This window comes from Streptomyces sp. NPDC093591 (assembly GCF_044764885.1).
GTDB lineage: Bacteria > Actinomycetota > Actinomycetes > Streptomycetales > Streptomycetaceae > Streptomyces.
Map to the genome: position 1 here is coordinate 105749 of NZ_JBIWIY010000003.1, position 14243 is coordinate 119991.

Genomic DNA, 14243 nt, shown 5'->3' on the forward strand with positions numbered 1-14243 from the left:
GAGGAGATGGAGGGGAGGGATGGGGGGAGGGGGGAGGGAGATGGAGGCCGTGGCGGGAATCGAACCCGCGTAACTCGCTTTGCAGGCGAGTCCCTGAACCACTCGGGCACACGGCCGTGTTCGGTGATTCGACCGTAGGCGCAGGTCCGGCGAGCGCTCAAGGGAACCCTCGGCCCTGCAATGGGACTGCCACACGCCGTTCATGAACACCGGCGGCCGTGGGCACCGGCGGTCATGAAACACCGGCGGTCGTACGACCAAGGTCTCAGGATGGGGCCGTCTCTCGACAGGGGTCAAAGTTGGTTGTGGCCCTTACGCTGGCGGACATGACTGCCCTCGAGCCGCGCGACGCCGGTGTCGCGAAGACATCCGATGCTTCCTTGGTTTCCGAGCCTGAGGACACCGTGCTGAGCCGGGCCTATCGGGCGCTCAGTGTCGGGATCGTCTCCGTCGTGCTGCTCATCGCCTTCGAGGCCACCGCGGTGGGGACGGCCATGCCGGTGGCCGCGCGGGAGCTGGACGGGGTGTCGTCGTACGCCTTCGCGTTCTCGGCGTACTTCACCACCAGCCTGTTCGGGATGGTGCTGGCGGGGCAGTGGTCGGACCGGCGGGGGCCGTTGGGGCCGCTGACGGCCGGGATCGCCTCCTTCGGGGCGGGGCTGCTGCTGGCCGGGACCGCCGGGGCCATGTGGCTGTTCATTCTCGGGCGGGCCGTGCAGGGGCTCGGGGGCGGGCTGGTGATCGTCGCCTTGTACGTCGTCGTCGGGCGGGCCTACCCCGAACGGTTGCGGCCCGCGATCATGGCGGCGTTCTCGGCGAGTTGGGTCGTGCCGTCGATCGTGGGGCCGCTGGCTTCCGGGGCGGTGACCGAGCATCTGGGGTGGCGCTGGGTGTTCGTCGGGATTCCGGTGCTGGTCGTCTTTCCGCTCGCGCTCGCGCTGCCGCAGATACGCAGGCGGGCGGCGGGGCCGGTCGGCGGCTCGGCGGGCGGCGCCTCCTTCGACCGGCGCCGTATCCGGCTCGCCCTCGGCATCTCCCTCGGCGCGGGGCTGTTGCAGTACGCCGCCCAGGATCTGCGGTGGTTCTCCCTCGTCCCCGGCGTCGTCGGCGCCGCGCTGCTCGTGCCGGCCGTGCTCGGGCTGCTCCCGCGCGGCACGTACCGGGCGGCGCGCGGGCTGCCGTCCGTGGTGCTGTTGCGCGGGGTCGCCGCGGGGTCGTTCATCGCGGCCGAGTCCTTCGTGCCGTTGATGCTGGTCACCCAGAGGGGGTTGTCGCCGACGCTCGCCGGGTTCTCGCTCGCGGCGGGCGGGGTGACGTGGGCGCTGGGGTCGTGGGTGCAGTCGCGGGCGCGGGTGGAGCCGTATCAGGAACGGCTGATGACGTTGGGGATGGTGCTGGTGGCGGCCTCCATCGCCGCCGCGCCGAGTGTGCTGATCGACTCCGTGCCGGCGTGGACCGTTGCCGTGGCGTGGAGTTTCGGCTGCTTCGGGATGGGGCTGGTCATCTCCTCCAGCAGTGTGCTGCTGCTCCGTCTCTCCGCTCCCGAGGAGGCCGGCACCAACTCCGCCGCGCTGCAGATCTCCGACGGGCTGTCCAACGTGGTGCTGCTGTCCGCGGGGGGTGCCGCCTTCGCGGCCCTGGGTGGCGGCGCGGTGAGTCATGCGGCGACGGGGGCGGCCGGTGCCGGGGCGCATCCGGCGGCGTTCGTGGCGGTGTTCCTGCCGATGGCGGGGGTGGCGTTGGTGGGGGCTTGGGTGACCACGCGGCTGCGCACGGAACCCCGGTGACACTGAGTGGTACCGCGTAGTACCGTCAGAGTATGGCTGGACTGAACCTGCGGTTCTCGGACGAAGAGCTCGACGCCCTGCGTGAGCGCGCGGCGGCGGAAGGGCGCAGCATGCAGGCCTTCGCGCACGACGCGGTGATCGCCGCCATAAACGAGCACTCGCGGCTGTTCAACGAGGCTGCCGAGCACGTGCTGAAGGCCAGCGCGGAGCTGAACCGGAGGCTCGCCTGATGCACTACCTCACTCTGCCTGAGCTGCTGAACCTGGCGCAGCGGCTCGGGGCGGACGAGGTACGCGACTACGGGCTGCTGGATTCCGCGTCGGCTCGTCCCCAGTCGAGCGTGTTCGGGCAGGACGCCTATCCAGACGTATGGCAGAAGGCTGCCGCGCTGATGGAGTCCCTTGCCCGCAACCACGCCCTCGTCGACGGAAACAAGCGCATCGCCTGGTACGCGACCTGGGTCTTTCTGCACATGAATGGGCACCCCCTGGACTCGGACTTCGACGTGGACGAGGCCGAGCGGTTCGTGCTGGATGTCTGCCAGGGCGCGCTGGACGTGCCCAAGATCGCGGCCCAGTTGCCGCGCTTCGCGCGCTGAGTGTGACCTCGATCCCACCCGCGGGCGACCCGCCCCAGTCCGCGCCTTGACCCGACCACCCCGCCGGTAGGGTGACCCGGTCGTCATACACACCAGCCGAGCCGCCCGACCCCTTACGGAGACCGTGACTACCACCGCCGCCTCCTCCTCGCACCACCTTTCCCCCGCCTTCCCTGGCCGCGCCCCCTGGGGCACCGCCAGCAAGCTGCGTGCCTGGCAGCAGGGGGCGATGGAGAAGTACATCCAGGAGCAGCCGCGTGACTTCCTCGCGGTCGCCACGCCCGGCGCCGGCAAGACGACCTTCGCCCTGACGCTCGCCTCCTGGCTGTTGCACCACCATGTCGTGCAGCAGGTCACCGTGGTCGCGCCGACCGAGCATCTGAAGAAGCAGTGGGCGGAGGCGGCCGCGCGGATAGGCATCAAGCTGGACCCCGAGTACAGCGCGGGCCCGCTCGGCAAGGACTACCAGGGCGTCGCCGTGACGTACGCCGGTGTCGGTGTCCGGCCGATGCTGCACCGCAACCGCGTCGAGCAGCGCAAGACCCTGGTCATCCTCGACGAGATCCACCACGCCGGTGACTCCAAGTCCTGGGGAGAGGCCTGCCTGGAGGCCTTCGAGCCCGCCACGCGCCGCCTCGCGCTCACCGGCACGCCCTTCCGGTCCGACACCAACCCCATCCCCTTCGTCACGTACGAGGAGGGGAACGACGGGATCCGGCGGTCCGCCGCCGACTACACCTACGGCTACGGCAACGCGCTCGCCGACCACGTCGTGCGGCCCGTCATCTTCCTCTCCTACAGCGGCAACATGCGCTGGCGCACCAAGGCGGGGGATGAAATCGCCGCTCGGCTCGGCGAGCCCATGACCAAGGACGCCATCAGCCAGGCCTGGCGTACGGCGCTGGATCCGCGCGGTGAGTGGATGCCGAGCGTGCTGCGCGCCGCCGACCAGCGGCTGACGGAGGTCAGGAAGGCCATCCCGGACGCCGGCGCCCTCGTCATCGCCTCCGACCAGGACTCCGCCCGCGCCTACGCCAAGCTCATCCGCGAGATCACCGGCACCAAGGCGACCCTCGTCCTCTCCGACGACGCCGGCGCGTCCAAGCGCATCGACGACTTCAGCGGCAACAACGACCGGTGGATGGTCGCGGTGCGGATGGTGTCCGAGGGGGTCGACGTACCTCGGCTGGCGGTGGGGGTGTACGCCACCACCATCTCCACCCCGCTCTTCTTCGCGCAGGCCGTCGGACGCTTCGTGCGTTCCCGGCGGCGCGGCGAGACCGCCTCCGTCTTCCTGCCGACCGTCCCCGACCTCCTCACCTTCGCCAACGAGATGGAGGTCGAGCGCGACCACGCCCTCGACAAGCCGAAGAAGGAGGGCGAGGAGGACCCGTACGCCGAATCCGAGAAGGAGATGGAGGAGGCGAACAAGGAGCAGGACGAGGACACCGGCGAGCAGGAGCAGTTCTCCTTCGAGGCGCTGGAGTCCGAGGCCGTCTTCGACCGGGTCCTCTACGACGGCGCCGAGTTCGGCATGCAGGCCCACCCCGGGAGCGAGGAGGAGCAGGACTACCTCGGGATTCCCGGGCTGCTGGAGCCGGATCAGGTCCAACTGCTGCTCCAGAAGCGGCAGGCCCGGCAGATCGCGCACAGCCGTAAGAAGCCGGACGCCGAGGCCGACCTGCTGGAGCTGCCCGCCGAGCGACGGCCCGTCGTCTCGCACAAGGAGATGATGGAGCTCCGCAAGCAGCTCAACACCATGGTCAGCGCGTACGTCCACCAGAGCGGCAAGCCGCATGGGGTCATTCACACCGAGCTGCGGCGGGTGTGCGGGGGGCCGCCGAGCGCCGAGGCCACGGCGGGGCAGCTGCGGCAGCGCATTGCCAAGGTCCAGGAGTGGGCCACCCGTATGCGGTGACGGACGCTGGGCGCTGTGCCTGAGCCGGTGTTTTTTGGGGTGCTCGTAGTGTTTCGGCCGCGGGTGAGTGGGGGCTTGTCGCGGCCACGCGGCGGAGCCGCACATCGATACAGCCCCGCGCCCCTGACGGGGCGCCCTACGCGCCGTATATATCGGGGCGAACGGGCGTCCTCCGTACCCGTCGCTGCCCGGATTCTGGACGGAGCCTTCCGCTCAGCGAACCGCCTTCGCTAATGTCCCGCTACGCACACGCCCCGTGGCAGCGCCGCCGCGGAGCGCAGCCGTGAAGCGACGCGGTTCGGGACAGCCCGGGCCGCCGGCCGATCGGCGGCCTCTGAAGCGCGTCACTGACGGGACTCGGTGACGCACCCGCAGCGAGGGGGCTGCCGACCTCACCACTAAGGAGTGGGCGTCGTGACCGCGGAGACCTCTCAGACGCTCGACCGAGGACTGCGCGTCCTCAAGCTGCTGGCCGATACGGACCACGGGCTGACCGTCACCGAGCTTTCCAACAAACTGGGCGTGAACCGGACCGTCGTGTACCGGCTGCTCGCCACGCTCGAACAGCACGCCCTCGTACGCCGTGACCTGGGCGGCCGCGCCCGGGTCGGGCTGGGCGTGCTGCGACTGGGCCGGCAGGTCCATCCGCTGGTGCGGGAGGCCGCGCTGCCCGCGCTGCGCTCGCTGGCCGAGGACATAGGGGCGACGGCCCATCTGACACTGGTGGACGGTACGGAGGCACTGGCCGTCGCCGTGGTCGAGCCGACGTGGACGGACTATCACGTGGCCTACCGGGCCGGTTTCCGGCACCCCCTGGACCGGGGGGCCGCGGGCCGGGCCATACTCGCCGCCCGGCAGCAGCCGCTGGAGGAACCCGGATACACCCTCACCCACGGCGAGTTGGAGGCCGGGGCGAGCGGGGCGGCCGCGCCGTTGCTCGGGGTCACGGGCGTCGAGGGCAGCGTGGGTGTGGTGATGCTGGCCGACGCGGTGCCGGAGCGAGTGGGGCCGCGCGTCATGGACGCGGCGCGGGAGGTGGCGGAGGCGCTGCGCTGACGTGCGCCGGGGCGGAGGCGGGGTGTCGCGCCGGCATGCGCCGGGCGGTGTGCGTCAGGCCCTCTAGGCAGGTTCGGCACCGCCTCCGACACTCGGTACATGACCCCTGTCAGTATCCGCACCGTCCACGACGTCACCGGTCTCTCCGCCGTCGCCGACCACTTCAGCGACGTATGGCAGACGCCCCGCAGCACCCCGCCGTACCCGGCCGAGGTGCTGCACAGCCTCGTCCACGCGGGCGGGGCCGTGCATGCCGCGTACGACGGCGTGCGGTTGGCCGGGGCGTCCGTCGCGGTGTTCGGGCAGCCTGCCTCCAGGGAGGCGTACTCGCTGGTCGCCGCCGCCGACCAGGGGCTCGGGGTGCGGGTCAAGCAGGCCCAGCGGGCGTGGGCGGTGGGGCTCGGGGCGCGCACCATGCGCTGGACCTTCGACCCGCTGGTCGGGCGCAACGCCCGGTTCAACTTCGTCAAGCTGGGCGCCGTGGGCACCGAGTACCTGGTCGACTTCTACGGCCCCATGGCGGACGGGGTGAACGACGGCGACGAGAGCGACCGGCTGACGGTGGTCTGGGACCTGACCGGGCGGCCGGGACAGCCGTACGACACCGATGGCGCCGACGGCGATCCCGCTCACACCGTCGAGCGCGAGGCCGCGCCCGGCACGCACACCGCCCCCGACGGCGGACCGCTCGCCCGCCGGGACCTGGGCGAACGGTACGTCTGGTGCCGCGTACCGGACGACATCGTGGCGCTGCGGGCCGCCGACCCGGAGCTGGCGCTGCGCTGGCGGCGGGCCGTCCGCGAGGTGTTCACGAAGGCCTTCGCCGAAGGGTTCACCGCGACCGGAATGTCCCGGGACGGCTGGTACACGCTGACCCGCCCGGAGGCCGCCGCGTGAAACTCGAACGCGTCGAGATCGTCCACGTGGCGATCCCGCTGGTCACCCCCTTCCGTACCTCCTTCGGCACGATGACGACGAAGGACACCTTCCTGCTGCACGTCGTCACGGACACGGCCGAGGGCTGGTCGGAGTTCGCGGCCGACCCCGAGCCGCTGTACTGCTCGGAGTTCGTGGCCGGCGCGGAGATCGTGCTGCGCGACTTCCTGCTGCCGCGCGCCGCCGCCCTTCCCGTGCTCGGCACGGCCCACCTCGCCCCGGCGATGGACAGGGTCAAGGGGCACGAGCTGGCGAAGGCGGCGCTGGAGACGGCGGTCCTCGACGCGGAGCTGCGGTCGTACGGGATGCCGCTGGCGACGTATCTGGGCGCGGTGCGGGAGCGGGTGCCGGCCGGGGTGTCGGTCGGGATCAAGGAGAGCGTCGGGGAACTGCTGGAGGCCGTCGAGGGGTATCTCGCCGAGGGCTACGTCCGGATCAAGCTGAAGATCGAGCCCGGCTGGGACCTGGAACCCGTACGGGCGGTGCGGGAGCGCTTCGGGGCGGAGCTGCCGCTCCAGGTCGACGCCAACACGGCGTACACGCTCGCGGACGCCGAGCATCTGCGGCGCCTCGACGAGTTCGGGCTGCTGCTGATCGAGGAGCCGCTCGCGGAGAACAACCTGTACGCCCACGCCCGCCTCCAGCAGCGCATCGCGACCCCGGTCTGCCTCGACGAGTCCCTGCACAACGCCCGCGACACCGCGTCCGCGATCGCGATGGACGCGTGCCGGGTCGTGAACGTCAAGCCCGCGCGGGTCGGGGGGTACCTGGAGGCGCGGCGGGTGCATGACGTGGCGTACGCGCACGGGGTGCCGGTGTGGTGCGGCGGCATGCTGGAGACGGGCGTCGGCCGCGCACCGAACCTGGCGCTGGCGGCACTGCCCGGCTGCACGCTCCCCGGAGACACCTCCGCCTCCAGCCGCTACTTCGCCGAGGACATCACGGAGCCGTTCGTGCTGGTCGACGGCCATCTTCCGGTGCCGAGGTCGCCGGGCATCGGGGTGCAGCCGTTGCCGGAGACGCTCCGCCGCGTCACGAGGCAGCGTCGGCACCTGTACGGACCGTGAGACCGCCGACCGGGGGCAGCCGGCCTGGGCGGGGACGGGAGGCTGAACTGGCAGAAATGGGCAGCTGACGTGGGCCGTGGTGGGCGGCTGACCTGGGCCTTGCTGGGCAGCTCCGACCTGCGCCTGGCCCGAATCCGCCACCACGTTAGATTGATCCCGTGTTCTCTCGTCTCACGCGCCCCCAGGCCCTCGCCGTCTGTGCCCTGCCGGTTGCGGGCCTGCTCGCCACGGCCGCCTTCGCGCCGCTGCCGTTCTCGGTGGCGCAGCCCGGCCAGACCACGGACGTACTGGGCGAGGACAAGGGCGACCCGGTGATCACGATCTCCGGTGCGCCGACCCGTGACACGAGCGGCGAGCTGCGCATGACGACGATCGTGGCGACCTCGCCCGACACCGACGTGACGCTCGGGGATGTGATCGACGCCTGGTTCCGCACGGACAGGGCGGTCATGCCGCGCGACTCGGTCTATCCGAGCGGCAAGAGCACCCGGGAGATCGAGAAGTACAACACCGAGCAGATGAAGGAGTCCCAGGACGCCGCGACCGAGGCCGCGCTGAACTACCTGGACCTCAGCGACAAGAACATCAAGGTCACCCTGAAGCTCGCGGACGTGGGCGGCCCCAGCGCCGGTCTCCTCTTCACGCTGGGCATCATCGACAAGCTCAACGGCACCGGCGCCGACCTCACCGGCGGCCGCACCATCGCCGGCACGGGCACGATCGACGCCGCCGGCAAGGTCGGGGCGGTCGGCGGCGTGTCCCTGAAGACCCAGGCGGCCAAGCGGGACGGCGCGACGGTCTTCCTGGTACCGAAGGACGAGTGCTCCGACGCGAAGGCGGAACTCCCGAAGGGCCTGCGGCTGATTCCGGTGACCACGCTGAAGGGGGCGGTGGGGGCGCTGGAGGCGTTGGAGTCGGGGAAGGGGTCGGTGCCCGGCTGCTAGTCGGGGGGGGTAGGGAGGAAACGGTGCTCGCCTCGGGCTCGTCCGAGCTGGTAGGCGGGGGCCCGCGCCCCTTCACTTCACGAACCCCTCCTCCTTCATCCAGTCCAACGCCACCTGGTGCGGATCCTCGCCGTCCACGTCCACCTTCGCGTTCAGCTCCCGTGCCACCGTGTTGTTCAGCTTCTTGGTGATCGGGTCGAGTACGTCCGCGATCGCCGGCCACTTCTTCAGGGTCTTGGAGTTGATCATGGGGGCGGCGTTGTAGTTGGGGAAGAACTTCCTGTCGTCCTCCATGACCGCGAGGTTCATCGACGTGATGCGGCCGTCCGTGGTGAAGACCTCTCCGTAGGTGCAACTCCCCTTCGCGGCCTGGGTGTAGATGATCCCGGTGTCCATCTGCGTGATGTTCTTCGTCGGCACGCTCATCCCGTACTCCCGCTGCATGCCCGGCAGCCCGTCCGCCCGGTTGGCGAACTCGACCTCCACGCACAGGGTCACGGCGCCGGGGTCGGACTTCGACAGCGCGGCGACGTCGGAGAGTGTGTTCGTGCCGTACTTCTTGTGGTTGTCCTGGTTCATCGCCAGGGCGTAGGTGTTGTTCAGCGCGGAGGGGGCCAGCCAGCTCACCCCGTTCTCCGCGTCGGCCTCGCGCACCGCCTCCCACTGCGCCTGCGGGTCGGGAATGGGCTCGCTGCGGCCCAGGTACGTGATCCAGGCCGTGCCCGTGTACTCGTACCCGGCGTCCGCGTCCCCCTTCCTGACCGCCTCGCGGCTGCCGATGGAGCCCTGGATCCCGGTGCGGTCGAGCACCTCCGCGCCGGCCGCCTCGAAGGCGATGCCCATGATGGCGCCGAGGATGAGCTGCTCGGTGAAGGACTTCGACGTCACCGTCAGGTCGGCGCCTTTCAGCGGCTCGCCCTGTCCGATCACGCCGGGCCGTACGTCGTCGACCAGCGGGGAGCCGCTGCTCAGACCGCAGCCGGAGCTCGCCACCAGCAACCCGGCCGTCAGCATCCTCGCCGTCAGCGATCTCCCTGCCGGTCGCCTCGCCGTCCGTAGCCTGGTCATCGGCACAGCCGCCACCAGCAACCTGGCCGTCGGTGCCCCCGCCTGCGGTGCCGCCTCCGGCGACCCCGCCTCCGGCGACCCCGCCTCCGGCGACCCCGCCTCCGGTCGTCCCACCGCCAGCCGCCTTGCCTCCGGTCGTCCCGCGGCCCGCAGTGCCGCCTCCAGCCGCCCCGCCCTTGGCCATCCCGCTGCCAGCCGCCTCACCCCCGCCCCCCGCGCCGACCCCACCCCCACCCCCGACAAGCCCGTAAGCCGCCTCACGTCCCCAACCCCCGTGGCCGCAGCAGCAGTTCGGCCAGTGACGCCAGCCAGTCCACCAGCAGGGCCAGTGCGACCGTGAGGATCGAGCCCAGTACCAGTACCGGCATGCGCTGGTTGGTGATGCCGGCCGTGATCAGTACGCCCAGACCGCCGCCTCCGCCGAAGACCGCCAGGGTCGCCGTACCGACGTTCAGGACCAGGGCTGTGCGCACGCCCGCGAGGATGAGGGGGACCGCCAGCGGTAGTTCCACCCGTGTCAGGACCCCCGTCGGCGACATGCCGATGCCGCGCGCCGCCTCCAGCAGCGTCGGGTCGTTCGCCTTCAGGCCGGCGATCGTGTTGGAGAGCACCGGCAGGACGGCGTAGGCGATCATGCCGATCAGGGCCGCCCTGCGGCCGATGCCCAGCCAGATCACCAGCAGGGCGAGGAGTCCGATCGCGGGGGTCGCCTGGCCCATGTTGGCGAACGCCATGGCCACCGGGGTGGCCTTCCGGAACGCCCGCCGGGTGAGCAGGATCCCCAGCGGGATCGCGATGATCAGCACGAAGAAGGTGGAGATCACCGTGAGTTCGACGTGCTGCCACAGAGCCTTGGAGACCTGGCCTCCCGACAGCGCGTTCTCGGAGACCGCGTCCAGGTCGGCCTGCTGGAACCACAGCCAGGTCGCCAGCAGCATCGCCACCAGCAGGGCGGGCAGGACGGTCAGCTTCTGCCAACTGATTCTTCTGCGCGGGGTACTTGGCAGCTTCGGCGCTGCTGTCCGTGCCTCTGCCTCTGCCTGTGCCTCTGCGCCTTCCGCATTCCGTTCCTCCAGCTCGGGAGCGGTCACGCCTTCGCCTCCCCTCCGTTGCCCTCCTGCTCGGCATGGGTCCGGTCGGCCCGGGCGCCCTCCAGCTCGTGCTGGGCCTCCAGCGCCTCCAGCCGGTCGGCCTCCAGCAGTTCGTGCACGGAGTTCATCAGCGTCTCCATGTCGACGACCCCGGTGTACTCACCGCGCCGCCCGGTCACCGCGACCCGCCCCGCGTTGTCGATGAGGACCGCCTCCAGGGCGTCCCGCAGCGTGGCGTCCCGGGTCACCGTGTCGTGCACCAGCGTCCCCGCCCGCGCCAGCGAACCCCTGGCCCGCATCAGATCGCCCCGCCGCAGCCACTTGTACGGCCGGCGCCGCTTGTCGAGGAGCAGGATCTCGTTGGTGCCGCCGGCCCGGAGCCGGTTGAAGATCTCCTGGAGCGGGTCCTCGACGGTCACCGTCGGATAGTCGGTGACCTCCACATCCCGTACCCGGGTCAGGTTCAGCCGCTTCAGCGCCGCCCCGGCGCCCACGAACCCGGACACGAAGTCGTCCGCCGGGTTGGTGAGGATCGCCTCGGGGGTGTCGAACTGAGCGATGTGCGACCGTTCGCGCAGAACGGCGATACGGTCACCGAGCTTGATCGCCTCGTCGAAGTCGTGCGTGACGAAGACGATCGTCTTGTGCAGCTCGTGCTGCAGCCTGATCAGCTCGTCCTGGAGATGATCGCGGGTGATCGGGTCGACCGCCCCGAACGGTTCGTCCATCAGCAGGACCGGCGGATCGGCCGCCAACGCCCGTGCCACGCCCACACGTTGCTGCTGCCCGCCGGAGAGCTGACGCGGGTAGCGGCCGTGGAACTCCCCGGGGTCCAGGCCGACCAGGTCGAGCAGCTCCTCGACCCGCGACGCGATCCGCGCCTTCGACCAGCCGATCATCCTCGGTACGAGTCCGATGTTCTGCGCGACCGTCATGTGCGGAAACAGGCCGGCGGACTGGATCGCGTAGCCGATCTTGCGGCGCAGCTTCACCGGGTCGATGTCGGTGACGTCCTCGCCGTTGATGCGGATCCGGCCGCCGGTCGGTTCGATCAGCCTGTTGATCATTTTGAGCGTCGTGGACTTACCGCACCCGGACGGGCCGACGAAGATGACCGTCTCGCCCGCCTTGATCTCCATGGTGACGTTGTCGACGGCGGGGCTGGGATTGCCCGGATACCGCTTGCTGAGGTTCTCCAGCTCGATCGTGGCGCCCGTGGCGCTGGTGGCGCCCTTGGTGTCAGACACGGATCCCCCTCGGAATGGTCAGCCGCCCGAGCAGGACGTACGCGGCGTCGAACAGCAGCGCCAGGACGATGATCCCGAGGGTGCCCGCGAGCACCTGGTTGAGCGCGTTGGCGCTGCCCAGCGAGGCGAGGCCGCGGAAGATCACATTGCCGAGGCCGGGGCCGGAGGCGTACGCGGCGATCGCCGCGATGCCCATCAGCATCTGTGTCGAAACCCGGATCCCGGTCAGGATCGGCGGCCAGGCCAGCGGCAGCTCCACCTTCAGCAGCTGGGCCGGGCGGGACATGCCGATGCCCCGCGCCGCGTCCACCAGCGACGGATCGACACCGCGCAGCCCGACGATCGCGTTGCGCACGACGGGCAGCAGCCCGTACAGGGTCAGCGCGATCACCGTGGGCGCCACGCCCAGCCCCACGATCGGGATGAGCAGACCGATCATGGCGAGCGACGGAATGGTCAGGACGGTCGAGGTGGACGTCGTGGCGAGGTTGCCCGCCAGGTCGCTGCGGTAGGTGGCCACACCGATCAGCACCCCGAGCAGGGTCGCCACGACCATGCACTGGAAGACGGCGCTCGCGTGTTGGTAGGCGTCGGTGAGCAGCTGCTGGTGGCGGTTGCCCAGGTACTCCCAGAAGCTCACTCGGACTCACCCCGCCAGGTCGTGGCTAGCTGCTCTCCCGGTCCTGGGCCGCCTGCTCCACCAGCGGGATGACCCGCAGCGGAACGGGGTTCTCCATCACGATCGCGGTGGAGGCCCGGACGATCCCATCGAAACCGACAACCCGGTCGATCACACGCTGGAGATCGGCGTTGGAGCGCGCCACGAGGCGGCACATCATGTCCCCGCTCCCGGTGGTCGTGTGCAGCTCCAGCACCTCCGGCACCGTCGCCAAGTGCGCCCGTACGTCAGCCCCTTGGCCCTGTCTGATCTGCAGCGTGGCGAAGGCGGTGACCGGATACCCGAGCGCGGCCGGATCCACCTCGGGCCCGAAGCCGCGGATGACTCCGTTCGACTGAAGCCGGTCGAGCCGGGCCTGCACGGTCCCGCGGGCCACCCCCAGCCGCCGGGACATCTCCAGCACCCCGATCCGCGGCTCCCGCGCCAGCAGCACGATGATCCGCCCGTCCAGAAGATCGATCGCCACGACCGTCCGCCTCCTTCTGCGAGTCCCTCTACGACTCCCTCTGCGACCCTCGCCACTCGGGATGGTCATCCTGTACAGAAAGCCCGCCGAACCGGGTCCGGCACTGAGCAGATTGCCCAGCGAGAAACCAAACTATTGCGCACCTTGCCGTACCGGAGTGAGGCTGCGCCTATGACGCAGACCACACACCACACTCCCGACACCGCCCGGCAGGCCGACCCCTTCCCGGTCAAGGGAATGGACGCGGTCGTCTTCGCCGTGGGCAACGCCAAGCAGGCGGCGCACTACTACTCGACGGCCTTCGGCATGCGGCTGGTCGCCTACTCCGGACCGGAGAACGGCAGCCGCGAGACCGCGAGCTACGTGCTGGAGAACGGCTCCGCCCGTTTCGTCCTCACCTCCGTCATCAAGCCCGCCACCACCTGGGGCCACTTCCTCGCCCAGCACGTGGCCGAGCACGGCGACGGGGTCGTCGACCTCGCCATCGAGGTCCCGGACGCGCGCGCCGCGTACGCCTACGCCCTCGAACACGGCGCCCGCTCGGTGACCGAGCCGTACGAGCTGAAGGACGAGCACGGCACGGTCGTCCTGGCCGCCATCGCCACGTACGGCGAGACCCGCCACACCCTCGTCCAGCGCACCGGCTACGAGGGCCCGTACCTGCCCGGCTTCGTCGCCGCCGCGCCGATGGTCGAACCGCCCGCCCAGCGCACCTTCCAGGCCATCGACCACTGCGTGGGCAACGTGGAGCTCGGCCGGATGAACGAATGGGTCGGCTTCTACAACAAGGTCATGGGCTTCACGAACATGAAGGAGTTCGTGGGCGACGACATCGCGACCGAGTACAGCGCCCTGATGTCGAAGGTCGTGGCCGACGGCACGCTCAAGGTCAAGTTCCCGATCAACGAGCCCGCCATCGCCAAGAAGAAGTCCCAGATCGACGAGTACCTGGAGTTCTACGGCGGCGCGGGCGTCCAGCACATCGCGCTGAACACCAACGACATCGTGCAGACGGTCCGCACCATGCGCGCGGCCGGCGTCCAGTTCCTCGACACCCCCGACTCGTACTACGACACCCTCGGCGAGTGGGTCGGCGACACCCGCGTCCCCGTCGAGACCCTGCGCGAGCTGAAGATCCTCGCCGACCGCGACGAGGACGGCTATCTGCTGCAGATCTTCACCAAGCCGGTCCAGGACCGTCCGACCGTCTTCTTCGAGATCATCGAACGGCACGGCTCGATGGGCTTCGGCAAGGGCAACTTCAAGGCGCTGTTCGAGGCGATCGAGCGGGAGCAGGCCAAGCGCGGGAACCTGTGAGGCACCGAGGCCTCTGATGCTTCTGGGGCTTCTGAGCCTTCTGCGAAACCTGTGAATTCGTAGAAAGCG

At 70.3% G+C, this 14243-nt stretch carries 14 protein-coding genes and 1 tRNA gene; 9 read left to right on the forward strand and 6 right to left on the reverse strand.

Annotated elements, in window-relative coordinates:
* Window positions 1-41: 41 nt before the first annotated feature.
* Window positions 42-116: transfer RNA gene (locus ACIREI_RS07065), tRNA-Cys, on the reverse strand.
* Window positions 117-326: 210 nt separating this feature from the next.
* Between ACIREI_RS07065 and ACIREI_RS07070 the strand changes: the two genes are divergently transcribed.
* From ACIREI_RS07070 to ACIREI_RS07105, 8 genes are all read left to right on the forward strand, one after another.
* Complete coding sequence (locus ACIREI_RS07070) at window positions 327-1787, forward strand: MFS transporter (RefSeq protein ID WP_403328244.1); 1461 nt, start codon at window positions 327-329, stop codon at window positions 1785-1787.
* 32 nt (window positions 1788-1819) lie between these two features.
* Window positions 1820-2017: a hypothetical protein gene (locus ACIREI_RS07075; RefSeq protein WP_048583275.1), complete on the forward strand. Its 198-nt coding sequence runs from the start codon at window positions 1820-1822 to the stop codon at window positions 2015-2017.
* Window positions 2017-2385 (forward strand): type II toxin-antitoxin system death-on-curing family toxin, encoded by a 369-nt coding sequence (locus tag ACIREI_RS07080; protein WP_403328247.1) that lies wholly within the window; start codon window positions 2017-2019, stop codon window positions 2383-2385. Before ACIREI_RS07075 ends, ACIREI_RS07080 begins: the two co-directional genes overlap by 1 nt.
* 124 nt (window positions 2386-2509) lie before the next feature.
* On the forward strand, window positions 2510-4303 hold the full coding sequence (locus tag ACIREI_RS07085; protein WP_274239303.1) for a DEAD/DEAH box helicase: 1794 nt from the start codon (window positions 2510-2512) through the stop codon (window positions 4301-4303).
* Between the two features lie 414 nt (window positions 4304-4717).
* Window positions 4718-5359, forward strand: coding sequence for an IclR family transcriptional regulator (locus ACIREI_RS07090; RefSeq protein WP_062703418.1), 642 nt, complete (start codon window positions 4718-4720; stop codon window positions 5357-5359).
* Between the two features lie 99 nt (window positions 5360-5458).
* On the forward strand, window positions 5459-6256 hold the full coding sequence (locus tag ACIREI_RS07095) for a chorismate synthase (protein ID WP_403328252.1): 798 nt from the start codon (window positions 5459-5461) through the stop codon (window positions 6254-6256).
* A complete protein-coding gene (gene menC / locus ACIREI_RS07100) occupies window positions 6253-7362 on the forward strand; it encodes an o-succinylbenzoate synthase (RefSeq protein WP_403328255.1) in 1110 nt (369 codons plus the stop codon). The genes ACIREI_RS07095 and menC overlap by 4 nt, the downstream gene beginning before the upstream one ends.
* A gap of 158 nt (window positions 7363-7520) precedes the next feature.
* Window positions 7521-8306 carry a PDZ domain-containing protein gene (locus ACIREI_RS07105; RefSeq protein ID WP_403328258.1) on the forward strand — a complete coding sequence of 262 codons (786 nt, stop codon included), beginning with the start codon at window positions 7521-7523 and terminating at the stop codon, window positions 8304-8306.
* 72 nt (window positions 8307-8378) lie between these two features.
* Here ACIREI_RS07105 and ACIREI_RS07110 read toward each other — a convergent pair whose 3' ends face one another.
* The 5 genes from ACIREI_RS07110 to ACIREI_RS07130 all read right to left on the reverse strand — a co-directional run bounded on the left by ACIREI_RS07110 (window position 8379) and on the right by ACIREI_RS07130 (window position 12857).
* Window positions 8379-9374, reverse strand: coding sequence for a glycine betaine ABC transporter substrate-binding protein (locus ACIREI_RS07110; protein ID WP_403329423.1), 996 nt, complete (start codon window positions 9372-9374; stop codon window positions 8379-8381).
* 257 nt (window positions 9375-9631) lie between these two features.
* The gene (locus ACIREI_RS07115) at window positions 9632-10465 is read right to left on the reverse strand and encodes an ABC transporter permease (protein WP_403328261.1); all 834 of its coding nucleotides are present in this window, start codon (window positions 10463-10465) and stop codon (window positions 9632-9634) included.
* Window positions 10462-11712, reverse strand: a complete 1251-nt coding sequence (locus tag ACIREI_RS07120) for a betaine/proline/choline family ABC transporter ATP-binding protein (protein ID WP_403328264.1) — start codon at window positions 11710-11712, stop codon at window positions 10462-10464. The genes ACIREI_RS07115 and ACIREI_RS07120 overlap by 4 nt, the downstream gene beginning before the upstream one ends.
* Window positions 11705-12352 carry an ABC transporter permease gene (locus tag ACIREI_RS07125; protein ID WP_403328267.1) on the reverse strand — a complete coding sequence of 216 codons (648 nt, stop codon included), beginning with the start codon at window positions 12350-12352 and terminating at the stop codon, window positions 11705-11707. Before ACIREI_RS07125 ends, ACIREI_RS07120 begins: the two co-directional genes overlap by 8 nt.
* Window positions 12353-12377: 25 nt before the next feature.
* On the reverse strand, window positions 12378-12857 hold the full coding sequence (locus ACIREI_RS07130) for an Lrp/AsnC family transcriptional regulator (RefSeq protein ID WP_403328270.1): 480 nt from the start codon (window positions 12855-12857) through the stop codon (window positions 12378-12380).
* A 171-nt stretch (window positions 12858-13028) separates the two neighbouring features.
* Between ACIREI_RS07130 and hppD the strand changes: the two genes are divergently transcribed.
* Window positions 13029-14174, forward strand: coding sequence for a 4-hydroxyphenylpyruvate dioxygenase (hppD, locus tag ACIREI_RS07135; RefSeq protein WP_403328273.1), 1146 nt, complete (start codon window positions 13029-13031; stop codon window positions 14172-14174).
* Window positions 14175-14243 lie beyond the last annotated feature (69 nt).

Excerpts from the sequence above, each read along its gene's own strand:
- ACIREI_RS07070 (WP_403328244.1), top strand. The coding sequence starts at position 327 with ATGACTGCCCTCGAGCCGCGCGACGCCGGTGTCGCGAAGACATCCGAT.
- ACIREI_RS07095 (WP_403328252.1), top strand. The coding sequence starts at position 5,459 with ATGACCCCTGTCAGTATCCGCACCGTCCACGACGTCACCGGTCTCTCC.
- hppD (WP_403328273.1), top strand. The coding sequence starts at position 13,029 with ATGACGCAGACCACACACCACACTCCCGACACCGCCCGGCAGGCCGAC.
- ACIREI_RS07110 (WP_403329423.1), bottom strand. The coding sequence starts at position 9,374 with ATGACCAGGCTACGGACGGCGAGGCGACCGGCAGGGAGATCGCTGACG.
- ACIREI_RS07080 (WP_403328247.1), top strand. The coding sequence starts at position 2,017 with ATGCACTACCTCACTCTGCCTGAGCTGCTGAACCTGGCGCAGCGGCTC.
- ACIREI_RS07075 (WP_048583275.1), top strand. The coding sequence starts at position 1,820 with ATGGCTGGACTGAACCTGCGGTTCTCGGACGAAGAGCTCGACGCCCTG.